At 60.9% G+C, this 26,061-nt stretch carries 21 protein-coding genes; 20 read left to right on the plus strand and 1 reads right to left on the minus strand.

The window, feature by feature from the left end:
• The first annotated feature begins 73 nt into the window (after positions 1–73).
• Genes FCH38_RS22860 through FCH38_RS22885 form a run of 6 tightly spaced genes read left to right on the plus strand, consistent with a single transcriptional unit; the run spans position 74 to position 6,496 of the window.
• Positions 74–1,042, plus strand: a complete 969-nt coding sequence (locus FCH38_RS22860) for a carbohydrate ABC transporter permease (RefSeq protein ID WP_004438359.1) — start codon at positions 74–76, stop codon at positions 1,040–1,042.
• Positions 1,035–2,078 (plus strand): carbohydrate ABC transporter permease, encoded by a 1,044-nt coding sequence (locus tag FCH38_RS22865; RefSeq protein ID WP_149899247.1) that lies wholly within the window; start codon positions 1,035–1,037, stop codon positions 2,076–2,078. The genes FCH38_RS22860 and FCH38_RS22865 overlap by 8 nt, the downstream gene beginning before the upstream one ends.
• 22 nt (positions 2,079–2,100) lie before the next feature.
• Complete coding sequence (locus FCH38_RS22870; protein ID WP_153514724.1) at positions 2,101–3,180, plus strand: ABC transporter ATP-binding protein; 1,080 nt, start codon at positions 2,101–2,103, stop codon at positions 3,178–3,180.
• A 37-nt stretch (positions 3,181–3,217) separates the two neighbouring features.
• Positions 3,218–4,942 (plus strand): L-arabinonate dehydratase, encoded by a 1,725-nt coding sequence (araD, locus tag FCH38_RS22875; RefSeq protein ID WP_174375269.1) that lies wholly within the window; start codon positions 3,218–3,220, stop codon positions 4,940–4,942.
• An 11-nt stretch (positions 4,943–4,953) separates the two neighbouring features.
• A complete protein-coding gene (locus FCH38_RS22880; protein WP_149899244.1) occupies positions 4,954–5,751 on the plus strand; it encodes an NAD-dependent epimerase/dehydratase family protein in 798 nt (265 codons plus the stop codon).
• Positions 5,752–5,785: 34 nt separating this feature from the next.
• Positions 5,786–6,496 (plus strand): ribonuclease activity regulator RraA, encoded by a 711-nt coding sequence (locus tag FCH38_RS22885; protein ID WP_149899243.1) that lies wholly within the window; start codon positions 5,786–5,788, stop codon positions 6,494–6,496.
• Positions 6,497–6,499: 3 nt separating this feature from the next.
• Here the strand turns inward: FCH38_RS22885 and FCH38_RS22890 are convergent, their stop codons facing one another.
• On the minus strand, positions 6,500–8,851 hold the full coding sequence (locus tag FCH38_RS22890) for a helix-turn-helix transcriptional regulator (RefSeq protein WP_174375270.1): 2,352 nt from the start codon (positions 8,849–8,851) through the stop codon (positions 6,500–6,502).
• Between the two features lie 136 nt (positions 8,852–8,987).
• On the opposite strand from FCH38_RS22890, the gene FCH38_RS22895 reads away from it, so the two are divergent.
• The 14 genes from FCH38_RS22895 to FCH38_RS22960 all read left to right on the plus strand — a co-directional run bounded on the left by FCH38_RS22895 (position 8,988) and on the right by FCH38_RS22960 (position 26,034).
• Positions 8,988–10,016 (plus strand): ABC transporter permease, encoded by a 1,029-nt coding sequence (locus tag FCH38_RS22895; RefSeq protein ID WP_174375271.1) that lies wholly within the window; start codon positions 8,988–8,990, stop codon positions 10,014–10,016.
• Complete coding sequence (locus FCH38_RS22900; protein WP_020011940.1) at positions 10,016–10,897, plus strand: ABC transporter permease; 882 nt, start codon at positions 10,016–10,018, stop codon at positions 10,895–10,897. Before FCH38_RS22895 ends, FCH38_RS22900 begins: the two co-directional genes overlap by 1 nt.
• Positions 10,898–10,901: 4 nt before the next feature.
• Positions 10,902–12,548: a nickel ABC transporter ATP-binding protein NikE gene (nikE, locus tag FCH38_RS22905; RefSeq protein ID WP_174375272.1), complete on the plus strand. Its 1,647-nt coding sequence runs from the start codon at positions 10,902–10,904 to the stop codon at positions 12,546–12,548.
• 17 nt (positions 12,549–12,565) lie between these two features.
• Positions 12,566–14,122, plus strand: a complete 1,557-nt coding sequence (locus FCH38_RS22910) for a hydantoinase/oxoprolinase N-terminal domain-containing protein (RefSeq protein WP_174375273.1) — start codon at positions 12,566–12,568, stop codon at positions 14,120–14,122.
• Entirely contained in the window at positions 14,115–15,248 is a 1,134-nt protein-coding gene (locus FCH38_RS22915; protein WP_153514735.1) for a DUF917 domain-containing protein, read from the plus strand. The genes FCH38_RS22910 and FCH38_RS22915 overlap by 8 nt, the downstream gene beginning before the upstream one ends.
• A 42-nt stretch (positions 15,249–15,290) precedes the next feature.
• Entirely contained in the window at positions 15,291–16,886 is a 1,596-nt protein-coding gene (locus FCH38_RS22920) for an ABC transporter substrate-binding protein (RefSeq protein ID WP_174375274.1), read from the plus strand.
• Between the two features lie 118 nt (positions 16,887–17,004).
• Positions 17,005–18,081 carry a DUF917 domain-containing protein gene (locus tag FCH38_RS22925; protein ID WP_153514739.1) on the plus strand — a complete coding sequence of 359 codons (1,077 nt, stop codon included), beginning with the start codon at positions 17,005–17,007 and terminating at the stop codon, positions 18,079–18,081.
• Positions 18,078–19,616: a hydantoinase/oxoprolinase N-terminal domain-containing protein gene (locus tag FCH38_RS22930; RefSeq protein WP_174375275.1), complete on the plus strand. Its 1,539-nt coding sequence runs from the start codon at positions 18,078–18,080 to the stop codon at positions 19,614–19,616. The genes FCH38_RS22925 and FCH38_RS22930 overlap by 4 nt, the downstream gene beginning before the upstream one ends.
• Before the next feature lie 44 nt (positions 19,617–19,660).
• Entirely contained in the window at positions 19,661–20,605 is a 945-nt protein-coding gene (locus FCH38_RS22935; RefSeq protein ID WP_174375276.1) for an isoaspartyl peptidase/L-asparaginase family protein, read from the plus strand.
• Positions 20,606–20,707: 102 nt separating this feature from the next.
• Entirely contained in the window at positions 20,708–21,613 is a 906-nt protein-coding gene (locus tag FCH38_RS22940) for a LysR family transcriptional regulator (RefSeq protein ID WP_153514743.1), read from the plus strand.
• Positions 21,614–21,793: 180 nt separating this feature from the next.
• The gene (locus FCH38_RS22945; RefSeq protein WP_174375277.1) at positions 21,794–22,738 is read left to right on the plus strand and encodes an ABC transporter permease; all 945 of its coding nucleotides are present in this window, start codon (positions 21,794–21,796) and stop codon (positions 22,736–22,738) included.
• A complete protein-coding gene (locus FCH38_RS22950) occupies positions 22,735–23,553 on the plus strand; it encodes an ABC transporter permease (protein ID WP_174375278.1) in 819 nt (272 codons plus the stop codon). Before FCH38_RS22945 ends, FCH38_RS22950 begins: the two co-directional genes overlap by 4 nt.
• Positions 23,550–25,184 carry an ABC transporter ATP-binding protein gene (locus FCH38_RS22955; RefSeq protein ID WP_174375279.1) on the plus strand — a complete coding sequence of 545 codons (1,635 nt, stop codon included), beginning with the start codon at positions 23,550–23,552 and terminating at the stop codon, positions 25,182–25,184. Before FCH38_RS22950 ends, FCH38_RS22955 begins: the two co-directional genes overlap by 4 nt.
• Before the next feature lie 13 nt (positions 25,185–25,197).
• Positions 25,198–26,034, plus strand: coding sequence for a serine hydrolase (locus tag FCH38_RS22960; protein WP_174375280.1), 837 nt, complete (start codon positions 25,198–25,200; stop codon positions 26,032–26,034).
• The last annotated feature ends 27 nt before the right edge of the window (positions 26,035–26,061 follow it).

A 26,061-nucleotide genomic window follows, 5' to 3' on the forward strand; every position in this document is an offset into this window, starting at 1 on the left:
CCGTCCTCGCCGTTCCCGCCCCGGCGGGGCCGCCCCCCCCCCCCCCCCGCGCCGGATCGAAGGAGGACCCCTCATGTATAAATTTCTTGCGCCCGTGATGGGCATCGTCGAATTGCCTTTTTCCTTCCTGCAGAAGGTTCTTGGCCACAGGCGGATTGCTTGGGTGTTTCTGACACCCAACCTGATCCTGTTCGCGGTCTTCGCTTTCCTGCCGATCCTGCTGAACATGGCCTATTCCGTGACCGGCAGCGAACACATATTGCTTTCCGAGCGCCCTTCGGTGGGCGGCGAAAACTTTTCGGTCCTTCTTTCCTGTCAGAATTACCTTGATCCCAATTCCTGTGCGCGCGACCTGTTCTGGCGCTCCGTCTGGAACACGTTGTTCTTCGTTGTGCTGCAGGTGGGTTTCATGGTCGGCTTTTCGCTGATCACGGCTATCGTGCTCAACCGCGATATAAGGGCGCGCGGCTTTTTTCGTGCAGTATTCTTCTTCCCGGTTCTGTTGTCGCCCGTCGTCGTGGCGCTGATCTGGAAGTGGATTCTCCAGCGTTTCGGTGTGCTCAATGCAGCGATGGAAGGCCTCGGACTCGGTTCGGTAGACTGGTTGCTCGAGGCCAATCTCGCCTTCGGCTGGTCGGTCTTCCTGTCGGTCTGGGCGCATATGGGCTTTTACACGCTTATTCTTCTGGCCGGCCTTCAGGCAATCCCGCGTGATGTCTATGAGGCGGCGCAGCTCGACAAGGCAAGCCCGTGGCGCATCTTCCGGCGCATTACCCTACCGCTGCTTGCACCCACCATGCTCGTTGTTCTCGTCCTGTCGGTCATCAAGGGCGTGCAGACTTTCGATGAAGTCTTTGCCTTTACCGGCGGGGGTCCCGGTTCGGCGACGACCTTCATCATTCAATTCATCTATCAGACCGGCTTTGCCGGGACGCCCCGCAATTTCGGCCTTGCTGCTGCCGCTTCGCTGCTGCTCGCCGTGGTCCTCGTGGTGCTGACCGCCCTGCAATTCCGGGCAAACAGGAGCAAGGTCGATGGCTAGAATTGGCGCATTTCTGACCCGTACCCGCGGCCGTAATGGCAAGCTGCACTGGACCGACTGGCTGTCTTACGCTTATCTCGGCGTTGCTGTGCTGATGATGTTCGGTCCCGTCGTCTGGCTGGTGCTCTCATCGTTCAAAACTGAAGCCGATCTTCAGCGTTTCCCGCCACGGCTTCTGCCCTATAGCCAGGAAACCGTTGCCGTCGACGGGCAGGCGGCGCCACTTCCGGCCTATGTGGACAAGGATGGCCGCAAGTTTGGCATGATCAGACGCATCGGCCTCGTGGCCCAGGTGGTTGATCCGGCCAAACCGACTGAAGTCTTGAAGATGCAGTTCAACGAGCTGAAGCCGGCTGAAAAGGTGGCGCTGGCGACGGAGAACTATACCGAGCTGTTCCAGCGCTTCAATTTCCCGCTCTATTTCTGGAACTCGACCTTCATCACGGTGACATCGACCATCATCATGCTGATCGTCAATTCCATGGCGGCCTTTGCGCTGTCGAAATATCAGTTCAAGGGCAGGGGTGTCGTGCTGGCGTTGGTGGTCGGCACGCTGATGATCCCGCAGACCGTCGTGCTTGTGCCGCTGTTTCTTATCACCAGCCAACTCGGTTTGATCAACAGTCTCTGGGGCGTCATCATTCCCGGCGCGGCAACACCGACAGGTGTCTTCCTGCTGCGGCAATATATGCTGACGATCCCGGATGAAATTCTCGATGCGGCGCGTATGGACAAGGCCAGTGAGTGGAAAATCTACTGGCGCATCATCCTGCCACTTTCCGCACCGGCGCTTGCGGTTCTCGCGATCCTTGCGATCATGTGGCGCTGGAATGACTTCCTCTGGCCGCTGATCGTGCTGACCCGCAACGACAACTTCACCCTGCAGCTGGCGCTCAACTCCTTCCAGGGAGAGATGACGACGGAATGGAGCAACCTTCTGGCGATGACGGTGCTGACACTCGCTCCTATCGCGCTGGTCTTCATGTTCCTGCAAAAATATATCGCCACCGGCATTGCGTCCACGGGCGGCAAATAATCCTCAGGGAGGAAATACGACAATGGCAAGTATTCAGCTTCGTCAGGTCAAAAAGACATATGGCGCACTCGATGTGATCAAGGGTATCGATCTCGATATCAAACATGGCGAGTTCTGCGTTTTCGTCGGTCCATCCGGCTGCGGCAAGTCGACCCTGCTGCGCATGATCTCGGGCCTCGAGGAATTGACTGGCGGCGATATCGTCATCGGCGGCGATGTGGTCAACACGGTGCCGGCGGCGGACCGTGGCCTCGCCATGGTGTTTCAGTCATACGCGCTTTATCCGCATATGACGGTGCGCGAAAACCTGTCTTTCGGGCTTGAGAATATCGGCACCCCCAAAAAGGAAGTCGCCGAGAAGATCGGTCAGGTGGCGAAGATGCTGCAGATCGACCAACTTCTGGAGCGTCGCCCCAAGGACCTGTCGGGCGGTCAGCGCCAGCGCGTCGCCATCGGCCGCGCCGTTGTGCGTGAACCCCGCGTGTTCCTCTTCGATGAGCCGCTTTCCAACCTCGACGCAGAGCTGCGCGTCGATATGCGTGGTGAAATTTCCAGTCTGCACCGGCGTCTCGGCAACACCATGATTTATGTGACGCATGATCAGGTGGAGGCCATGACCATGGCCGACAAGATTGCTGTTCTGCGCGCCGGCAAGCTTGAACAGTTCGGCGTGCCGCTTGATCTCTATAACCGCCCGGCCAATATTTTCGTGGCAGGCTTCATCGGCTCGCCGAAGATGAATTTCTTTGCAGGGGAAGTGACCTCGGACGCAACGCCTGCTCTCAAAATCGCAACGGGCGAGACTCTCCCGCTGCCGCAGACGGGCTTTTCTTACAAGCCCGGCCAGAAGGTGACGCTCGGCATTCGCCCGAACCATGTGGAGCCGGGCGAAGGCGGGGCGTTGACGATGTCGGTTCGTACCGCCGAGCAGCTGGGCGGCGAGTCCTATCTCTACGGTAATCTCGGTGACGGCACCCCGGTGACGCTGCATCTTTCCGGCCAGACCTCGACATCGGCGGGCGAAGTCATACGCCTGTCGGCGCCGCTTCAACACGCCCATGTTTTCGATACGACGAGCGGGCTGACGCTCCGGCAGGACTGACAGCCTTTGGCGCAACCCGCAACGCAGGACCATTGACATGACCGATAAAAAACTCCGCTCCGACCGCTGGTTCGCACCCGACGACCTGCGCAGCTTCGGCCACCGCTCTCGCATGATGCAGCTTGGTTATGCGGAGGAGGATTTTGTTGGCAAGCCTGTCATTGGTATTCTCAATACCTGGTCGGAGTTGAACACCTGTCACTCGCATTTCCCTGAAAGGGTGAAGGATGTGAAGCGCGGCGTGTTGCAGGCGGGAGGCTTCCCCGTCGAAATGCCATCGCTATCGGTCGATGAAAGCTTCACCAAGCCGACATCGATGCTTTACCGCAACATGCTGGCGATGGAGACGGAAGAAATGATCCGCTCGCATCCGCTTGATGGCGTGGTGCTGATGGGCGGATGCGACAAGACCACGCCCGGTCTCGTCATGGGGGCAATCTCGGCCGGTGTGCCGATGATCTATCTGCCGGCCGGCCCGATGCTGCGGGGCAACTATGCAGGCAAGGTTCTGGGCTCTGGCTCGGATGCCTGGAAATATTGGGACGAACGCCGCGCCGGTAACGTCACCGATGAGGAGTGGCGCGGCGTGCAAGGTGGCATCGCCCGCTCTGCCGGCGTGTGCATGACCATGGGTACGGCCTCGACCATGACGGCCATTGCTGATGCGCTTGGCATCACGCTGCCGGGTGCCTCCTCCATTCCGGCTGTCGATGCCGAGCATCAGCGCATGTCCGCTGCCTGTGGCCGCCGCATCGTCGAGATGGTTTCGGAAGACCTGACGCCGAACCATATCCTGACAGCGGCAGCGTTCCGTAATGCCGCCATCGTCGCAATGGCGACGGGTTGTTCCACCAATGCCGTCGTGCACCTCATCGCCATGGCGCGCCGCGCCGGTGTGCCAATGACGCTGGATGAGCTGGACGAGCTTGGCCGCGTCACGCCACTCATCGCCAATGTCCGTCCTTCCGGCAAAGACTATCTGATGGAGGACTTCTATTATGCCGGTGGTCTGCGGGCGCTGATGAAGCAGCTGGAAAGCCGTCTCGACTGTTCGGTGCTGACCGTCACCGGCCGCAGCATGGGCGAAAACCTCGAGGGCGCGAAAGTCTATAATGACGACGTCATCCGCTCGCTCGATAATCCGGTCTATGCAGAAGGATCGCTTGCCGTCTTGCGTGGCAATCTCTGCCCTGATGGCGCCGTCATCAAGCCTGCTGCCTGCGATCCCAAACTCCATGTGCATCAGGGACCGGCGCTGGTGTTTGACAGCTACCCCGAAATGAAGGCCGCCATCGACGATGAGAATCTCGATGTGACGCCCGACCATGTGCTGGTGCTGCGCAACGCCGGTCCGCTCGGCGGTCCCGGCTTTCCGGAATGGGGCATGTTGCCCATTCCCAAGGCGCTGATCAAAAAGGGCCACCGCGACATGCTGCGCATTTCCGATGCACGCATGTCCGGCACCTCCTATGGCGCCTGCGTGTTACATGTTGCGCCGGAAAGCTTCGTCGGCGGCCCGCTGGCACTGCTGAAAACCGGCGATATCGTCCGCCTCGACCTGCCGCAGCGTCGCCTCGATATGCTGGTCAGCGAAGAAGAGATCGCTCAGCGTCGGGCGGCATGGCAGGTGCCTGTGCCGCGTTATGAACGCGGTTACGGATATCTCTTCTCCAAGCACGTGACGCAGGCCGATCAGGGTTGCGACTTCGACTTCCTGCAGACGGATTTCGGGCGCTCCGCCGGTGAGCCGGATATTTTCTAAGAGGCACCGTCATGTTGAAGCGATTGCTCATCACCGGTGCCGGCGGAAAGCTGGGCAGCATGTTGCGCGGGCGGCTTGGCCATGTTGCCGAAACCATTCGCCTGTCCGACGTCGTTGATCTCGGTTCGCCAGCGCCTCACGAAGAACTGGTCCGCTGCGCGCTGGAGGACGAGCAGGCCGTTCGTGATCTGGTCAAGGATTGCGACGGTATCGTTCATCTCGGCGGTGTTTCCGTCGAGAGGGCCTTTGACCCCATAGAGGCCGCCAATCTGCGTGGTGTCTACAATCTCTACGAGGCGGCGAGGGCACACGGCAGCCCCCGCATTCTTTTCGCCTCCAGCAACCACACGATCGGTTATTATCCGCAGGGTCAGCAGCTTGGTCCGGATACGCCCTTTCTGCCTGATGGCCTCTATGGTGTCTCGAAGATTTTCGGGGAGGCCATTGCAAGCCTTTACCACTCCAAATTTGGTCAGGAGACGGCCATCGTGCGCATCGGCTCCTGTGACGAGAAACCCTCGAACTGGCGGATGTTGTCGACCTGGCTGAGCTATGGCGACTTTGTTTCGCTGATCGAAGCCACGTTCCGCGCACCGAAACTCGGATGCCCCGTCATCTGGGGCGTCTCGGCTAATGACGACAGCTGGTGGGATAATTCCCATATCGATTTTCTCGGCTGGCAGCGGCGCGACAACGCTGCGCGCTACCGGGCCGAAATCGAGCGCGACGTACCGCGCCCCGATTCTGAGGCTGCGATTGCAAAATATCAGGGCGGCATCTTCATAGACGAGCCCATTCACAAGACTTGAAACACATCCATCGGCCCATTGCGAGGAGACAGCCATGAATAATGAAACGCGCGAAAAACTGCTGACGATTTCCGTCGCCACACTGGCGACGGCGCTTTACAAGCGTGGCCTGCGAAACCAGGTCATTCAGGGCGTTCGCCCGCTCGGCTACAAGGGCACGAATATGGTGGGCCCAGCTTTCACGCTGCGCTACATGCCGGCCCGCGAAGACCGCAACCAGCTTGTGGAATTCCGCAATCCCGCTCATCCGCAGCGCGTCGCCATTGAAACCTGCCCGCCGGGCCACGTACTTGTCATGGACAGCCGCAAGGATGCCAGCGCTGCGTCGGCCGGTGATATTCTCGTTACCCGCCTGATGGTTCGCGGCGGTGCCGGCATCGTCAGCGATGGCGGTTTCCGTGATGCGGCCACGATCGCCGAGCTGGATATCCCGGCCTATCACACCCGCCCCTCCAGCCCCACGAACCTCACCAAACACGAGGCGATCGAGATCAACGGCCCGATTGGCTGCGGCGATGCACCGGTTTTCCCCGGTGACATCATCGTCGGTGATGCGGATTGCGTCATTGTCATCCCGGCGGGCATTGCCGATGAAGTAGCGACCGAGGCCGTGGAAATGACGGCTTACGAGGATTTCGTGGTGGAACAGGTCAAGGCCGGCCAGACGATCATCGGGCTTTACCCCTGCACCAAGGAAGAACACCAGACGGCTTTTGCCGAATGGCGCAAGAAGAATAACCGCTGAGCACTATAGCCAGCCCAGTGCTTTCGCCGCGCGGATCGCCTCCGCGCGGCGTTTGCAATCCAGCTTGCGGAACAGGTTGCCGAGGTGAAACTTCACCGTCACTTCCGAGATGTTGAGCGTCTGGGCGATCTTCTTGTTTGACATGCCGCTCGCCAGCAGTTGCAGCATCTGCGCCTCCCGCTGCGAAAGCCCGCCATGCAGGGCGCGCGCCTGCGGGGAGTTTACCGAGGCGGCGAAAATCGACAGCGCGGCACGGACATCGGAAGAGGTTTCGATGAAACTGCGAATGCGGCGATTGTTCAGAAGCGGTGACAGGAACACGCGCTCTTCCGACAGCACGCCGTTGCAGCCTAGACGCGTCGCAGATTCGAGAGCGATGAGGATATGGGCGCGGGCGGCGGCGTTGTCGCGGCGCTGGTGCGCAGTATAGCTCTGCCAGATTCTCAGTGCGACCTTCTCGCGGTTGGTTACCTTGGGGTTGGCGATCATCGCGTCTATCTGCCGCGAAAGATAAGCGCGGGGCGTGAAAAGATGCACCGCATCGCGCAGCCACGCCATCACGTAGGCGATTTCGTCCCGGCGTGTCAGGCGGGACAGGTCTTCATGGGCGCTCTCCACCCAGTTGCGGCCCATGGGCATGCGGATTGCGGATAGGGTGGCTGCGGCGTCGGCCCAGCGGTTGGCGTTCTGATAGGCGATGGCCGTCCTGATCTCCATCATCGCATGGAATTGCAGCCCCTCCGAAAGATGGATCCACAGGCCATCGAGAAAGCCCGGACGAACGGTCATCGGAAAATGGTCGATCAACACCTGCGAGGCGTAAAACAGGGCAAACTGCATCAGGCTTGGCCAGATTTCGGCAGCGGCGAAGTGATCGAATTCATGCTCAACGAAATGCAGCAGGTCGCGGGGCTTTCCCGCCTCATAGGCGAGGCAGGCTTCGGCGAGCCGCAGCATCCGGAACTCCTGCTCTGCATCATGCGCCACCTGCTCCAGCCGTGCGCGGGCGTCCTGCGCCGCCCGGCGGGCCAGAAGCACATCGCCGCTCATTAGCCGCAGCACAATCTGGTGCAGATGGATGAAGAATTCGAGCAGCGGCTGCCCGCCCATCTTGCGCAGATAGATGAGCGCACGGGCGGCAGCCGCTTCGGCTTCGCGAAAATTGCGGCGGCGGATTTCGAATTCGAGCAGCGCGTTGTAATAAGCTGCCCATTTGCCGTGATCGTCCATGGGATAATCGGCCATGAATTCCCCCAGACGCGTTATCACCGCGTCATTCGGGGTCAGGTCTTCGGCAATCATCAGGTTCAGGCGGAAGGTGCGGGCTGCGAAGGAAAAACGCGAGCCGCGGGCCAGCACCTTGAGCGGATCGAGATAATCCGATCCCAGGCTCTTGCCGAGCAGATGGCGCACGCGCTGCAATTCACCCTGCTTCAGCAGCGCGCGGGTGACGGCGAAGAGTACGGTTTCATTCGCCGCAATCATATCCTGCGAAAACCGCATGATGATCTCGCGGAACCGGTCGACGCTGCTCCTGTAGATCAGTTCACGACCATCAGCGCGCTCGAGGATTTGGGCGGCATGGGTCTCATAACCACGGTCGAGCAACATGGCCATGGCGGCCAGCGAACGCCCGGCCTTTTCGAAAGCCGAGGCAACCTCCACCACGGCGCTGCCGGCTTGCAATGTCGTGAGGCGTTCTTTCGCCGCCAGCGTCAGAAGCCGTATCAGCGTGCCGTGTTTTTCCGCGTTCGCGCTCAGGAAGGGTGGCAAAAGCTCCGTCCAGTCCGCTTTGGGCTCTGCCGACGGATTTTCGAGCCAGAATGAAAGTTCCACCGTCTGGGCGGGAGAGAGATGCGGCAGATAGTTTTCCCGCAGATAGTCGGCGCAAAGTTTCTCGTCGGCCTGGCGGGCGAGGGACAGGAAGGCCGGCCACCCCGCATAGTCGTCAAGCACCAGACGCTTCTGTTCCGGTGGAAGGTGGTCCGCCTCATCCTCACCCAAGGTCAGGTCGTTCGAACCGATGGTGAGCGAACCGCGATGCAGGATCTGCCGCGCCAGCCCGCTGATGCGTTGATCCGGCCGGCAGGCGATGACGACGAAACGCACGGCTTCAAGAACAGGGGCGGGCATGCGCACCGCACGCGCGAAGACCGGCACATCCCACAGCAGCCAGCCCTTTGCCGCATCGTCGCTTCGTGGCTGGTGCGTCCGGCACACCTCTGTTCCCAGTTCCTGTGCCAGCATGTCTAGCAGAACGCTTTTTCCAGCACCCGCAGGCGCGCGCAGAAAAATCACGCCTGCGGTTTCGCTGGCAATGCGGTGGCAGAGTTCCGTCCGAGGCAGAAGCGTCATTCGAAAAAGGATAGGGGTTTTTATTTCAAAAACCTATACTCATTCTTCAAAAAACTATACCTTTCGGCAATTGTTCAAACCGACATGCGGTGAAAAATTGTGCGCAGGCAACTGATGCACAAGGAACGTTCCACCGATGCAGCAACATCCGCTGGTCGCGATTTTGAACAGGCTCGGCGCTTTCGTGCTGGTCATGATCGCTTTGTCCATCATGATTTTCGCGTTGGCCCGCGTAGTGCCGGGAGATCCCGCCCGCATGGCGCTCGGCCCGGCGGCAACGCAGGAACAGGTAGATGCGCTGCGCGGCGAGATGGGTCTCGATAAGCCGCTGGCTGTCCAATATGTCGACTACATCGGCAATGCGCTGCATGGCGATCTCGGCTTCTCGCTGGTGTCCCAGCGTCCCGTCACCACCGATCTGGCGCAGACTGTTCCCGCCACCGTCGAGCTGGTGTTGGTCTCGGTCGTCTTCATGTTCGCCGTCGCCATCCCGCTCGGCGTCATCACCGCGCATTACCGCGACCGGCCGCTTGATCATATCGGCCGCATCCTGTCGCTCACCGGGGTCACGATCCCGAGCTTTCTCTTCGCCATCACGCTGCAATTGCTGGCCGCCAGGTTTCTCTCCGGCTGGCCGATCATCGGCAGGCTTGACCACGGGCTCGGCTGGCAGGGCGGTCCGACCGGCTTCATCCTGATCGACGGCATGCTGGCCGGACGGTTCGATGTGGTGCTGGATGCGCTGAAACATCTCGCGTTGCCGGCCTTTGCGCTTTCCATGGCAGGCATCGGCCAGATCACCCGCATCACTCGCTCCTCGATGATCGAGAACCAGCGCAAGGACCATGTGCTGACCCTGCAAAGCTTCGGCGTGCCGGAGCGGGTCATCATCTTCCGTTATCTCTTGAAGCTCTCCTCCATCGCGCCGCTGACGATCATGGGGCTCGAATTCGCGTCCTTGATCGGCAATGCCTTCGTGATCGAGATGGTCTTCGCCTGGGGTGGTTTTGCCTCCTACGGGCTGAACGCCATCCTGCAGAAAGACCTCAATGCCGTGACCGCCGTGGTGCTGGTGGCCGGCCTGTTCTTCATCGTTGCGAACCTGATCGTGGATGTCCTGATCTCGATCATCGACCCGCGCCTGCGCCGCAAGGAGGCTCGCTGATGGCTGATATGAAAATGCTCGAACCCACCGATCGCGGTTTAAGCGCCGGTTACATGATGTGGTATCGTTTCAGCCGCAATCCGGCGGCGGTCATCGGCTCACTGATCCTGTTATCGGTGCTGGTTCTGGCGATCTTTGCGCCATGGCTCACGCCCTATCCGAAACATATCGGCGCGGTCGTCGATTTCCGCGCCCGCCATATGCCGCCGGATCTGGAGCACTGGTTCGGCACCGACAAGGCCGGACGCGATATCTTTTCCCGTACCATTTTCGGGCTGCGTGTTTCCCTCCTTCTCGTCATCGGCGTGCTCGGTATTTCGGTTCCCGTCGGCACGGTGCTCGGCCTGATCGCCGGTTATTTCGGCGGCTGGACTGAAAAACTCATCAGTGGCCTGACGAATGTGATGCTGGCCATGCCGCCGCTCGTCATGGCGCTGGCGGTCTCCAACCTTCTGGAACCGACGCTGACGAACGCCATGATCGCGATCACGCTGCTGTGGTGGACCTGGCACGCGCGGCTGATCTATTCGGTATCGAAGTCCATCGCGTCCGAGGATTACATCGAGGCGGCGCGCCTTGCCGGTGCCGGTCCGCTGCACATTCTCTTTCGCGAAATCCTGCCTAATTGCGTCTCGGTCATATCCGTCAAGACGACGCTGGATGCCGCCTTTGTCATCCTGTTCGGTGCGACGCTGAGCTTCCTCGGTTTCGGCGTCAAGCCGCCGACCCCCGACCTTGGCTCGATGGTTGCCGACGGGCGCCAGTTCATGCCGGATTTCTGGTGGGAAGTGCTCTGCCCCGGTGCAGCCGTGCTTTACGTGACGCTGGGTTTCAACCTGCTGGGCGACGGCCTGCGTGACATGTTCGACGTGGAAAGCTAAAGTCATGACTGAACCGCTTCTCAAGGTCGAAAACCTCAACGTCACCTTTACCAATTACGGCCGCACCCGCCACGTGCTGCGCGATGTCGCCTTCACGGTTGCCGCGGGCGAACGCGTGGCGCTGATCGGCGAAACCGGATCTGGAAAATCGGTCACCGCCAAGACGATCATCGGCACCCTGCCGAAGAATGCCGCGATCACGTCCGGCGCCATCATCATCGATGGCCGGGATGTGCTTGCCCTGCCGCGCAGGGAACGGGAGGCCCTGAAGGGAACGGCGTTTTCGCTGATCATGCAGGACCCGCTGTCTTCCTTCAATCCGGTCTTCAAGATCGGAACGCATCTCGATGATGTCATGCGCTTTGCCGACAAACGCGATGGCATCAACTCGTCCAAGACCGAGCGCCGCACCCGCATTGCGGCGGTTCTGCGCCGGGTGCAGCTTGCCGATACCGAGCGGGTGATGAATGCCTATCCGTCCGAGCTTTCGGGCGGCATGCGCCAGCGTGTGCTGATTGGGCTTGCGCTGCTGCATCAGCCAAAGCTCCTGATCGCCGATGAGCCGGGCACGGCGCTTGACGTGACGACGCAGGATGAAATCCTTAACCTCATCAACCAGCTGGTGGCCGAAGAAAACATGGCGCTGCTGATGATCACCCACAATCTCGGCGTCGTGCGCAAGGTGGCGGACCGGGTCGTGGTCATGCATCATGGCGATATCGTCGAGACCGGTCCGTGCACGCAAATCCTGCATGCTCCCGCTGCGGATTATACGCGTTCGCTGCTGGATGCGGTGCCGCCGCTCTATGGCTCACGTGTCACGGATCTCGCGCAAAGCACGCGGCAGCCGATCATCACCATCGAAGGCCTGAACAAGATTTACGGCAGACGCAATGGCTACCATGCCGTGCGTGACGTGAATCTGACGCTGAAGCAAGGCGAGGTTTTTGGCCTTGCGGGTGAATCCGGTTCCGGCAAGACCTCGGTTGCCCGCATGATCATGGGCCTTTCGCGTCCCACGTCTGGCAATCTTGTCATCGACGCCCCGGCGCCTGAGCGCGGCAAGCGGTTGACGCAGATCGTCTATCAAAATCCCGGCACCTCGCTCAATCCGAAGCGCACGGTGAAACAGACGCTTGCCCTGCCGTTGAAATCCATCGGCATGGACGGCCAGGCGCGGGAAAACCGGATGCAGGAACTGTTGGGGCTGGTGCGGCTACCGCAATCCTATCTCGGCAAATATCCGCACGAGCTTTCCGGCGGGCAGAAGCAGCGCGTGGCGATTGCCCGTGCGCTCGCGGCAGAGCCGAAAATCCTCATTCTCGACGAGCCGACGGCGGCACTCGATGTTTCGGTGCAGAAGACGGTGATCGACCTTCTCCTGCAGCTGCGCGAGGAGCTTGGCCTGACCTATCTGATGATCTCGCACGACCTGTCGCTGATGCGCAATTTCTGTTCGCGCATCGCCATCATGCTGCGCGGCGAGATTGTCGAGGAGGGCGTGACGTCGGCGGTCTTTGCTGCGCCGTCGCATCCCTATACCCGCGCCCTGATCGCGGCGATCCCCGTCGTCACCGACGAGGAAGAACGTCTGAAACCCACCGTGACCGAGGAAGAGCGCATGCGCTTCCTCGTAAAAACGACCGATTGATGAAAGAGGAGCCTGACGTGTATCGCGTTGGAATTGACGTCGGCGGCACGAATACCGATGCCGTTGTGTTACAGGATAAAACCGTTCTGGCGGGGGTAAAGGCCTCCACCACTGAGGATGTGACGTCCGGTGTCATCGAAGCCCTTGAAAAGGTCATCGAGGCGTCGGGCATCGACAGGGCGCGCATTGGCGCCGTGATGATCGGCACCACGCATTTCACCAATGCGGTGATCGAGCGCCGGCATATGGATGAGGTCGCCGCCATCCGGCTCGGCCTGCCATCCGGCGCCGGCCTGCCGCCAATGGTGGACTGGCCGGATGATCTCAAGGAAATCGTTGGCAACCACGGTTATCAGGTCCGAGGCGGCTATGAGTTCGATGGTCGCGAAATTTCGCCGCTCGATGAGGACGAGATCGTCCGTATCGCCGCCGATATCCGCGCCAAGGGCCTGAAGGCCGCCGCCGTCACCTGCGTTTTCAGCGGCATCAATGATGCGATGGAGCTGCGGGCGAAGGAAATTCTGCAGGAGCGCTGCCCCGGGCTGCCGGTGGTGATGTCCAAGGATATTGGCCGTCACGGTCTGCTTGCGCGTGAAAGTGCGGCGATCATGAATGCCAGCCTCCTGTCGCTGGCCGACCGCACCGTTGCGGCTTTCGGCGAGGCGCTGAAGGCTGCGGGCATTACCTGCCCGTTTTATATCACCCAGAACGACGGCACGCTGATGGCGGCGGATGTGGTGCGCGGTTTCCCCGTGCTCACCTTCGCGTCCGGCCCGACGAATTCCATGCGCGGTGCGGCTTTCCTCACCGGCCTCAAGGATGCCGTGGTGGTGGATGTCGGCGGCACCACCTCCGATGTCGGCTCGCTGTCGCACGGCTTTCCGCGGCAGGCGTCCACGACGGTGGATATTGGCGGCGTGCGTACCAATTTCCGCATGCCGGACGTCTTCTCCATCGGCCTTGGCGGCGGCTCACTGGTGGTCAATGGCGATCATGGCCTGACCGTCGGACCGAAATCTGTCGGTTACCGCGTTCGCCGCGATGCGCTCTGCTTCGGCGGCTCGACCCTGACGGCAACCGATATTGCCGTTGCATCCGGCAAGGCGGATGTGGGTGAGAAGGCGCTGGTGTCCATTCTCGATAAAAGGCTGGTGGATGCTGCGGTCCAAAAGATCAACGACATGCTCGAGGCCTGTGTGGAACGCAGCCGCATCTCGTCATCGCCGGTGCCGGTGATTGCCGTTGGCGGTGGTTCGATCCTGATGCCGGATCGTATCGGTGACCTGGACGTCATCCGACCCGAGAATTTCGCGGTGGCCAATGCCGTCGGCGCGGCGATCGCGCAGATCAGCGGCGAGACCGATCGCGTCTTCTCGCTGGTCGAGGGGCGAACGCGCGAGAGCGCGCTGGCCGAGGCCGAGGCTGAGGCACGCGAGAAGGCGATTGCGGCAGGCGCACTCGCAGAGACGTTGGAAGTCATCGAGCGCGAGGATATGCCGCTCGCATACCTGCCGGGCAATGCCACCCGCATTCATGTGAAAGTTGTTGGAGAAATGGGGGCCAATCATGGCTGACACGCGCAAGCTGAAATATGACGAAGCGGCATTGCGCACGCTGACGCGGGAAGATCTCGACGCGCTGGAAATCGGTGCCGGCATTCTCGGCACGGGCGGCGGCGGCAATCCTTATCTCGGCAAGCTGCTGGCGCTGGAGGCCATGAAGGCCGGTTACGAGTTGAAGATCCTTGCAACCGACGCCATCGAGCCTGATGCGCTTTGCATGTCCATCGGCGGCATCGGCGCGCCTGTCGTTGGCGTGGAGCGCATCCGCGAGGGCCGCGAAGGCCTGCGGTGCCTGCGGGCGATGGAAGAGCTGATCCGCACGCCGGTAGACGCCATCGTCTGCGAAGAAATCGGCGGCTCGAACTCCATGAACCCGCTGGTGACGGCGGCGCTGGGCGGCCTGCCGATCCTCGATTGCGACGGCATGGGCCGGGCTTTCCCGGAAATGCAGATGACCACCTTCTCCATCTATGGTCACAGTTCCACCCCATCGGTGATGTGTGACCTGCATGGCAATGCGGTCATCTTCAGCCACGCCGTTTCCGAAGTCTGGCATGAGCGCATGGCCCGCGCCTGCGTCGTTTCGCAGGGCGGCGGCGCGATGCTGGCGACCGCGCCGATGCAGGCGCATTACGTGCACCAGTATGGCATTCCGAAAACCTACACCAAGGCGATCGCCATCGGTGAGGCGGTGATCCGCGCCCGCAAGCAGCAGGAAGACCCGATTGCGGCTGTCTGCGCGCTGGAAGGCGGACGACGCATCTTCAACGGCAAGATCACTGATCTGAAGCGCCATCTGCGCGGCGGTTTCGCCGTGGGCGATGTCGAGCTTTCCGGCTTTGACGATTGCTCGGGCCAAACGGCAAGCGTGGCGATCCAGAACGAATTCCTGCTGTTCCGCCGTGACGGCAAGGTGGAAGTGACCGTGCCCGACCTGATCGTCCTGCTCGATGTCGACACGGGGTATCCGATCACCACCGAAGTGCTGCGCTACGGCCAGCGTGTGGCCGTCATCGCCATTCCCTGCCACGACCTTCTGCGCAGCGCCCGCGCGCTTGAGGTCGTTGGACCGGCGGCATTCGGTTACCCGGAAATTCCTTTCTCACCGCTGCCCGTACCGGTCAGCAAGGCTGCCTAACCATAAGTGGGGCCAATGCCCCCAATAAAGAGGAGAACGATAATGAAAATGCCTGTACTTTCTTCCCGTCTCGCCGCGCTGGCGCTAGGCACGGCGCTCGTGTTGCCGCTTGTTTCTTCCGCAGCCTTTGCGGAAGATAAAGTGTCGGTCGCGGTCAATACCATGCAGATATTCAGCTCGCTCGACCCCGCGAAGGTGACGGATTACACCGGCTACATGGCAATCGTGAACATGTATGACGGCCTGACCACGGTGAACGCCAAGGGCGAAATCGTGCCGCATCTTGCGAAATCCTGGGATATTTCGCAAGATGGCCTGACCTACACCTTCCACCTGCGCGACGATGCGAAGTTTCAGGATGGCACGGCGGTAAAGGCTGCCGATCTTGCCTGGTCGATCCAGCGCCTGCTTGGCATCAACAAGGGTCCGTCGAACCTCATCGTCGGCGTGCTCAAGCCTGAAAACGTCACCGCGCCTGACGATGCGACGCTGGTCATGAAGATCGAGCGCCAGTTTTCGCCCTTTATGGCCGCCACACCGCTGATGATGGCTCTGAACAAGACGCTGATCGAAGCCAATGCCAAGCCCGAAGACAAGTGGGGCGAGGCCTATGTCGGCGAACATTCCGCCGGTTCCGGTCCCTACAAGCTCGTCAGCTACAACCGTTCCGCCGATATGGTCATTGCCCGCAACGCCGATTATTTCCTTGGCTGGAGCAAGGGCAAGCCGATTGACGAAGTGCGCTTCGTGCAGACGAGCGACGACGCCACCGTCAAGGCGCTGGCGGAAAAGGGCGAACTCGGCCTTTCCTCGCACGGGCTTGGCAACGACACCTATGAATCCATCGGCCGGATGAAGGGTTACAAGCTGATCCAGACCCGCACCGCCGGTGGTTTTGTCATCAAGCTCAACACCAAGGTTTACCCGACCGACGACGTTCACGTTCGCCGCGCCATCGCCTATGCGACGGACTACAAGACGATCCAGGAAGTGATCTATCCCGGTTTCGATATGCAGGGACCGCTTTCCGATGCCTTCAAGGATGCGCATAACGGTGACATCCAGCCCGGCGTTTATGATCTGGAAAAAGCCAAGGAAGAACTGGCCAAGTCGAAATATGCCGGGCAGAAGATCACGCTCGTCAACAGCTATGTCGCTTCGCTCGCCTTCGAGGCTGAAGTGGCGTTGCTGCTGCAATCCAGCCTCGAGCAGATCGGCATCACGCTTGATATCAAGCCTGAGCCGTGGAACCGCATCGTCGAGCTGTCTTCCAAGCCGGAAACGACGCCGGCATCGACGCAGGTGAACATCTCGCCGACCTATCCGTCGCCGGATGCGATGTTCTACAACCAGTATCACTCCAAGGCTTCCGGCACCTGGATGTCGATGGAATGGTTGCAGAATGCCGAGATCGACGGGTTGATCGACAAGGTCCGCGCCACCACCGATGTCAACGAGCAGAACACCACCTATAAGGAACTGCAGACGAAGATCGCCGATCTTCAGCCGGATGTCTGGGCCGTTGCGCCGAACCGCCGTTATGCCGCGAACAAGTGCCTTCAGGGTTACGAGTTCATTCCCATGCAGAGCTGGGACCTGAACTTCTCCAATTTCCATTGGGACTGCAAAGCGGAGTGATCTTCGCTTCATGAAAACCGGCCCCGCCATAAAGGCGGGGTTGGCCAGACTTGGAACTTCAAAGGGAAGGAGCATTGCTTGCGGCCGGAAAAGGCTGTGGCATGCCCGAGGATGACGCATGATCCAGGAATTTTCCGAAGACGATATCGAACCTCTGGCCACCGGCGCCTGGATTCTGGGAACGGGCGGCGGCGGCAACCCCTATATCTCGACGCTCAATCTGCGCCGTCTTTATGACGAAGGCAAACGGGTGAAGGTCATGGATCCCATGGCGCTCGCCGATGACGACATGGTTGCGGTCGTCTCCAAGATGGGTGCGCCGCTTGTCGGTCAGGAGCGGCTGGGAGACCCTGTCCATCTCGCCCGCGCTGTCGAGGTGATGGAGGATTATCTCGGCAAGCCGTTCCGGGCGATCATGAGCGTCGAAATCGGCGGTTCGAACGCACTGTCGTCCTTCCTCGCCGCCGCCATGCTTGACCGACCGGTCGTGAATGCCGACGCCATGGGGCGCGCCTATCCGGAAGCGCAGATGACATCCTTCGCCATCGGCAACCTGCCGATGTTTCCGCTGTCGCTGGTCGATGTGCGCGACAATGAGGTGATTGTGACGCGGGCGGCCTCCTGGAAGTGGATGGAGCGCATCTCGCGCAAGGTCTGCACCGAAGTCGGCTCCACCGCCGCCACCTGCAAGGCACCGCGTACCGGCAGGGAAGTGAAGGAATGGGGCATTCACTACACCGTCACCAAGGCGACCGAACTCGGGCGCGCGGTGATGGAGGCGCGTGCGCGCCATGACGATCCGGTTCAGGCGGTTCTCGATCATGAGGGCGGCAAGCAGCTGTTCCGCGGCAAGGTGGTGGATGTGGCCCGCGAGACCACCGGTGGTTTCCTGCGCGGCAGCACGACCATTGAAGGCATCGATGCCGACCGCGGTTCGCGCATGGAACTGGCCTTCCAGAACGAATGGGCGGTCGCCTTCCGCGATGGCCAGCCGGTTGCCATGACGCCGGACCTGCTTTGCCTTCTCGACACTGTTTCCGGCGGCGCCATCGGCACGGAATCGGTGCGTTACGGCCAGCGCGTCACGGTTGTCGCCTTACCCGCGCCGGAGCTTTTGACGACACCTGCCGGCATCGCTGCCGTCGGCCCGCGCGCCTTCGGTTATGACATTGATTTCAGATCGGTATTCCCATGAAACGCATCGGTATTGACGTTGGCGGCACTAATACGGATGCCGTTCTGATCGATGGAGACACTATCGTCGCCTCCATCAAGGTCCCGACGACGCAGGATGTCCTCTCCGGCGTAAAGGCGGCGCTTTCCCATGTGGCGGGCCATGTCGGTGCGGCGGACCGGCCGATCGATGCCGTGATGATCGGCACCACCCATTTCACCAACGCAGTGGTGGAGCGCGCCCGGCTGGAGCGGGTTGCTGCCATCCGCATCGCGCTGCCGACAGGTTCTTCGCTGCCGCCGATGTGTGATTGGCCGAAGGATCTCCGTGAGGCCGTCGATCCGCTGATCTTCATGGTGCATGGCGGCCATGAATATGACGGCAGCCCGCTGGTGCCGATGATCCCGGATGAAATCCGCGAGGCGGCGATGAAAATTCGCGATGCGGGCATTACCTCCATCGCCATTTCCGCGACCTTCTCGCCGCTGACGACTGAATGCGAGGTGAGGGCGGCGGAGATCGTGCGTTCGGTGATCCCTGATGCACGCATCACGCTTTCCCATACGCTTGGCCGCATCGGGCTTCTGGAGCGTGAGAATGTCGCCCTCCTGAATGCTGCCTTGCAGACGCTTGGCAAGACGACAGTGCAGGCATTTTCGGATGCGCTGCGCGAAGCCGGTGTGAAAGCGCCGTTTTATCTGACTCAGAACGATGGGACGGTGGCGCTGGCGGATGTGGCTGCCGCAAACCCCGTGCACAGCTTCGCCTCCGGCCCGACGAATTCGATGCGCGGTGCGGCCTTCCTGACCGGGCTTTCCGATGCCATGGTGGTGGATGTCGGCGGCACCACCTCCGATATCGGCTGCCTTGTCGGCGGGTTTCCGCGGGAGGCGAACAATATCGTCCATATCGGCGGGGTGCGCACGCTTTTCCGCATGCCCGATCTTCTACCGATTGCGCTCGGCGGTGGCACCATCGTCGATCCGCAGACAGGCAAGATCGGTCCGCGCTCGGTAGGGTATCGCATTCTCACGGAAGCCCGCGTTTTCGGCGGCGAAACGCTGACGACATCGGATATTGCCGTGGCCGCAGGCCTGATCGAGATGGGTGACAAAGATCGCGTGAAGGGGCTGGACCCGGCTTTCGTGCAGGCCACACTTCAACGCATCCGTGACATGGTGGCTGACAGTTTCGACCAGATGAAGACGTCTGCGGAAGACGTGCCGCTGGTTGCGGTTGGCGGTGGGGCTTTCCTGATCCCCGAAACGGTTCCGGGCGCATCGGAAGTGCTGCGTGTGGAAAATGCCGGCGTTGCCAATGCGCTCGGCGCGGCCATGGCGCAGGTTTCCGGCGAGGTGGATCAGGTGTTTTCCGGCCTGAGCCGCGACGAAGCCCTTGCGAAAGCCGAGACCGAAGCACAGAACGCGGCGGTTGCTTCAGGTGCGGAGCGCGAAAGTCTCAAGACGCTTGAAGTCGAGGATATCCCGATCGCCTATCTGCCTGGGGGCGCGCGCCGTGTCCGCGTGCGGGTCATCGGCGATATCGCCTTTCATTGATGGTAAGAGGCCCTGCCTGGACGGGGCTACGAGGGAGTGAGCACATGACGAAGATCGCACTGGCCATTCATGGTGGTTGTGGCGTGATGCCGGAAGACAGCATGACGGCCGAGGAGTGGGCTGCCGCGCGTGATGATCTGGCGGCAGCGCTGCGTGCCGGTTACGGTGTGCTGAAGGCTGGCGGAACCGCGCTCGAAGCCGTCGAGGCGGCTGTCGTCGTCATGGAGGATAGCCCGCATTTTAATGCCGGGCATGGTGCCGCACTCAACGAAAACGGCATTCACGAACTCGACGCCTCGATCATGGATGGTGAAACGCTGGCGGCAGGTGCGATCAGCGCATCCCGTGCCATTCGCAATCCGGTGAAGGCGGCTCGCGCGCTGATGGTGGATGAGCGTGCCGTCTATCTGACGGGTGAGGCGGCCGACCGCTTCGCAAAGGAAAAAGGGCTTGCCACCGAGCCTCAATCCTATTTCACCACGCAAAAGCGCGTGGAGGCGCTGGCGGCGATGAAGCACCATGCCGCCACAGGCACGGAAGCGACCGAAAACGAAAAACACGGAACTGTCGGTGCCGTGGCGCTCGATGCGGCGGGGCACCTTGCCGCGGCCACTTCGACGGGTGGTTACACCAACAAACCGGACGGCCGGGTGGGCGACAGCCCGGTAATCGGTGCCGGCACCTATGCGCGTGATGGCGCCTGCGCTGTATCAGGCACCGGCAAGGGCGAGTTTTTCATCCGTTATGTCGTCGGCCACGAGATCGCGTCCCGCGTCTCCTACCTCGGACAGGATCTGGAAACCGCTGCCGGCAATCTGGTCCACAAGGATCTGGCCCCCTATGATATCGGTGCCGGACTTGTGGCAATCGATGCCGAAGGCGGCATTGCTGCACCCTATAACACGCCCGGCATGTTTCGTGGCTGGGTGACGCCATCGGGCGAGGCACGCGTTGCCACCCATGACACGGTCTATGAGGTGAAATTGTAGGCCGCTATCTCGTTCGGAATAAAAACCGGTGACATGAAGCACTATCGGCGGCAAAAGGTTTGAACCGATACCGGCTCGTTTTTCATCCATGGTGCTGGCCTCATGAACATCAAGCAACTCGAAGTCCTGCGCACACTTCTCTCCACCGGCTCCACCATCGCTACCGCCAAGGCCATGGGCCTCAGCCAGTCCGGTGTCAGCCGGCTTCTGGCGCAGCTGGAGGCGGACCTGTCGCTGACGCTGTTTGCCCGTGACAAGGGGCGGCTGATACCGACGCCGGAGGCCGCACTTCTTGCCAGCGATGCGGAAAATGTGCTGCTTGCCGTTGATCGTATGTCCGGCCACGCTGAAGATTTGCGCAATGGTGCGGCCGGTCCGGAAATCGTCCGCATCGGCCTGCCGAGCAGCATGTGGGAAAATTTTGCGCCCGCGATGCTGATCGACTATGTCAGGGATTTTCCGGGTGTGCGTATCGAAACTTTTTTCGAAACGACCACCGCCATCAACAAGCTGGTCGGCGAGCGGGTAATCGATCTCGGTTTCCTGCGAATGGAAGGCGAGATCGGGCCGGGCATCGATGTTGAGCGTGTTGCGACCGGTAAAAGCGTCTGCGTGGTTCGGCAGGACCATCCGCTTGCCGGGCTCGCCGAAATCACCGTCAAGGACCTGCGCAACATTCCGCTGATCCTGATCGGCCGGCAGCGGCCGAACCGCATGGCGCTCGATCAGGTCTTCAAGAAGGCGGGCGTCAAACCGATGGTGAAGATCGAGACCCATACCAACAGTTCCGCCTGCGCCTATGTCGCGCACGGGCTGGGGGTGACGATCATCAGCAGTTTTTACGCGAATCTCTACCGGCACCTTCCCGTTGTCGCCCGGCCCTTCATTCCCCAGTCGACGCAGGAGTTCGGTCTTGCCCGTGCCTCGGGCGCGCCGCTTTCCATCGCCGCCCAGGCGCTCAGCGACGCCCTGAAACGGGAAATCCAGCTATCGCAAAAAATCGACTGAGAACGGGGTTTTACGCAAGAAATCTCATTGTCCCTGTCAGGGCAGAACATGCGGCCATTCTGCATAGACGTATGACGTTTACGCATAATATTGCGCCTTATTTATCATTCCGTCATAGTCATCGCCAACGAAACCGATAGAGGCGGGATGTCATTCCCGGCCATCAATCGTGGGGAACCGATGATAAGATTTATACTGAGCCGTCTTTTGATGGCGCTGCCGACGATCGCATTTGTGTCGATCACGGTCTTTGCGCTGATCCGCTTCATTCCGGGCGATCCGGCCGCCCTGATGCTGGGCGACATGGCGCAGCCGGAACAGATCGAGGCGATGAGGACCGAACTCGGCCTCGACAAGTCCATGCCGCAACAATTCGTCATCTGGGCCGGTAATGTGGTGCAGGGCGATTTCGGTCGCTCCATCGTCAATGACGAGGCGGTGTTGCCGCTGGTGGTATCGCGCTTTCTCGTCAGTGCAGAGATCGTCGTGGTCGCCGTGCTGCTCGCCAGCCTGATTGCGGTTCCGGCGGGTGTGATCGCCGCGTGGAAACAGAACAGCCTCACTGACCTCGCGCTGGTGGGAACGGCAACCCTGCTGCTGTCCATCCCGACATTCTGGCTGGGCCTTCTGCTTCTGCTGTTCTTCGGTCTCAAGCTCGGCTGGTTGCCGGTGCTGGGATATGTGTCGATCGGCGACAATCTCGTCGGCGGCATGCTTTATCTCGTCCTGCCTGTCATGACGCTTGTCATCCACGAAATGGGTGTTCTGATCCGCATGGCGCGCGCCTCCACGCTGGAAGTGCTGCGGCTGGATTACATCACCCATGCCCGCGCCAAGGGTCTTTCGGAAGGCGCCGTGCTCTGGCGGCATGCCTTCAAGAACGCCTTTGGCCCGACCTGGACGATGATCGGCCTTATCCTCGGCAATCTTCTCGGCGGCATCGCCGTCATCGAGACGGTGTTCACCATTCCGGGTCTCGGACGGCTGATGGTCGATAGTATCTTCGCCCGCGACTACCCCGTGATCCAGGGCTGCCTGCTGTTCGTCTCGCTGTCCTATGTGCTGGTCAACCTCTTCGTCGACCTTCTTTATCCCCTCTTCGATCCGCGTGTGGTTGCCGAATGAAAAAGTTCACACTCAACGGGCTTATCGGCGGCTTTCTCATCGCCGTCCTGCTCATCACCGCCGCAACCGGTCTGTTCTGGACCCCCTATGACCCTATGAAGCTTGGCTTTGCCTCGCGTCTGGCCGGTCCAAGCGCCAGCCATCTGCTCGGCACCGACGAATTCGGGCGCGATGTTTTGAGCCGCCTGATGGTCGGCGCGCGCGCCAGCGTCTGGATCGGCTTCCTGACGGTCAGCTTCGCGACGATCTTCGGTACCCTGATCGGCCTTGTCAGCGGTTATGCGCGCGGCTGGGTGGATGGCGTCATCATGGCCATCAACAATGCACTCTTGGCCTTTCCGGGTATTCTTCTGGCACTCGGTTTGCTCGCGGTGTTCGGCGCAAACCAGTATGGCATCATCTTCGCACTCGGCATCGCCTATACGCCGTCCATGGCCCGCGTGGTGCGCGGTGCCGTGCTTTCTCTGCGTGAGCGGGAATTCATCGAGGCGTCGCTGGTGATGGGCAATGGCGAGATCTACACCATGTTCCGGCATATCCTGCCCAATTGCATCGCGCCGATCACGGTTCTTGCCACCTCCATGTTCGGCTGGGCCATCCTGTCGGAAAGCGCGCTGTCCTTCCTCGGTCTCGGTGTGCCGCCGCCGGCCCCTACTTGGGGCAACATGCTGGCCGCCGGCCGGCCCTTCATCCAGCAGGCCGTGTGGCTCGGGCTGTTCCCCGGTCTCTGCATCGCGCTGACGCTGCTCGGCATCAATCTTCTGGGCGATGCCCTGCGCGACAGGCTTGACCCGCGCATGAGAGGTCTCAAATGACGGACAATACTCTTCTTACCGTGCGCGGCCTTTCGCTGGAGGTCAAAGGAAGCGGCCACCGGGTGGTCAAGGATGTCTCCTTCGATATTGCCGCGGGCGAAATCTTCGGAATCGTCGGCGAAAGCGGATCGGGAAAGACGCTTGCCACCCGCGCGCTCATTTCGCTTCTGCCGCCTGCGATTGCCGTTACCGGCGGATCGGTCATCTACAAGGGGCAGGACGTGATGTCCCTGCCGGCGAGCGCGCTTCGCCGCCTGCGCGGCACAGAGATCGGCGTCGTGTTTCAAGAGCCGATGACCTCCCTCAATCCGTCGATGACGATCGGCCGCCAGCTGGAAGAGGGGCTGATCCTCCACACGAAGTTATTGCCCGAAGAGCGGCGCGAGAAAATTCTCGACATGTTGCGGCGGGTCGGCATCCGCGATCCCGAAGGTGCGCTCGCTGCCTATCCGCATGAGTTTTCCGGCGGCATGCGCCAGCGCATCATGCTGGCGTCGGTCATGCTCCTGAAGCCGGCGTTGCTGATTGCGGATGAGCCGACGACGGCGCTCGATGCCGTCATCCAGCGCGATGTCATGGAACTGATGGTGGAACTGACGCGGGCGGAAGGCACCGCCGTGCTGCTCATCAGCCACGATCTGCCAATGGTGGCGCGTTATACCAGCCGCATCGTGGTGATGGAAAAAGGCGCCATCGTCGAACAGGGCCGCACCGAAGACCTGCTGGATGCGCCGCAGCATCCCTATACGAAAAAGCTGCTTTCCTCGCTGCCCTTTCGGGGGGAGCCGCGCGCCATCGACACCAGCAAGGCACCGATGGTTTCGGCAAGGAATATCGTCGTCGATTATGCCGGCCGCAAGTCGCTGCTCAAAAAAGCCAAGTCTAAGCGGGCGCTGCATGGTGTCAGCATCGATATTCACGAGGGCGAGGTCGTGGCGCTGGTCGGCGGCTCCGGTTCCGGCAAGACCACGCTTGGACGCACCATTGCCGGTCTGGTCAAGGAAAGCGAAGGGCAAATCCGCTTTCAGGGCCGGGAGCGCAACGAGGACTGGAACGATTATCGCCTGAATTGCCAGATGGTGTTTCAGGATCCCTATTCCTCACTCGATCCACGCATGACCATTCAGGCGCTGGTGGAAGAGGCGCTGCGCCTCGTGCCCGGCCTCGATCAGGCCGCCAAGCGCAAGCGGGCGCTGGAAACGCTGGAGGAGGTGGGGCTGGCTGCGGATTTTGCCGCCCGGTATCCGCACGAGCTTTCCGGCGGCCAGCGCCAGCGTGTGGCGATTGCCCGCGCCATTGCCCGCCGCCCGCGTTTCCTGATCGCCGACGAACCGGTGTCCGCGCTTGACGTGACGGTGCGGGCGCAGGTGCTCGATCTCTTTTCCGATCTGCAGAAACGTTATGGTTTTTCCTGCCTATTCATCAGCCACGATCTCGGCGTGGTCGAACAGGTGGCCGACCGTGTCGTCGTCATGCAGGACGGCCGCATCATCGAAGAAGGTGACCGCGACACGATTTTCGACAGCCCGAGAGAGGCCTATACGCGCCGGCTGCTCTCGGCCATTCCCGCCCTCGACCAGAATGAAAAGGGTGGTGTGACACTGAAATGGCGTCTGGAAGATGAAGTTTAACAGGAAGATGACAATGACCGTGGCTGCCCAACTGAATGCGATCTGTGATGCACAGCCTTTCGTGACGCGCTTCATGGTGCGCAATCTCCTGACCGGTGAAGAGATCGGCCGGGGAGAAAACGAGGAGACGCCATCGGGCAGCACCCGCAAGACGTCGATCATGATGGCCGTGCTCAAGGCCGCCAGCGAAGGGCGGATCGATCTCGACCAGCCCGTCACTTATGAAAAGCGGCTGGCGGAAGAGGTGGCGAGCGGCATGTTCCGCTATATGACGCCGGGTATCGTCATTTCCCTGCGCGATGCGCTGGCCGGCATGATGGTGCTGAGCGACAATGTCTGCACCAAGATGGTGCTGGAACGGCTGACGCTGGAAGAGGTGGACGGCTATTGCAAGTTGCTCGGCATGGCCAATACCCACCACCGTTTCCTCATTCCTCCGCTGGCACTGGCGGCTGACCATCCGTTGAAAACCGTCACCACCACCTCGGCGGCGGATCAGGTGCTTCTGCTGCAGACCATCCTCGATGCCCAGTCCTCGCCCGAAGCGCAGGCAAAGCTCGGTTGCAGCCCGCAATTGTGCGGTTGGGCGATGCAGACGCTGAAAAACCAGATTTTGCGTTATGGAATCCGCTCCCGCCTGCCTTTCGAGGCCATGGTGGCCAGCAAGAGCGGACGTGGCAAGCGCGGGCGCATGGATGCCGGCATCGTCTACAGAAACGGCGCACCGTCCTTCATCATCACCGCCTATACTGATGAGGTGCCGCAAACCATGCCTGATGGTACGCCGGGATATACCATCGCGCTCGAAACGATCGGCCGGCTGGCGCAGGCCTGCTGGGACGGGTTTTAATCAATCACAATCAACGACAACAAAGAG

This window comes from Agrobacterium tumefaciens, from assembly GCF_013337285.1.
Taxonomy (GTDB): Bacteria; Pseudomonadota; Alphaproteobacteria; order Rhizobiales; family Rhizobiaceae; genus Agrobacterium; species Agrobacterium burrii.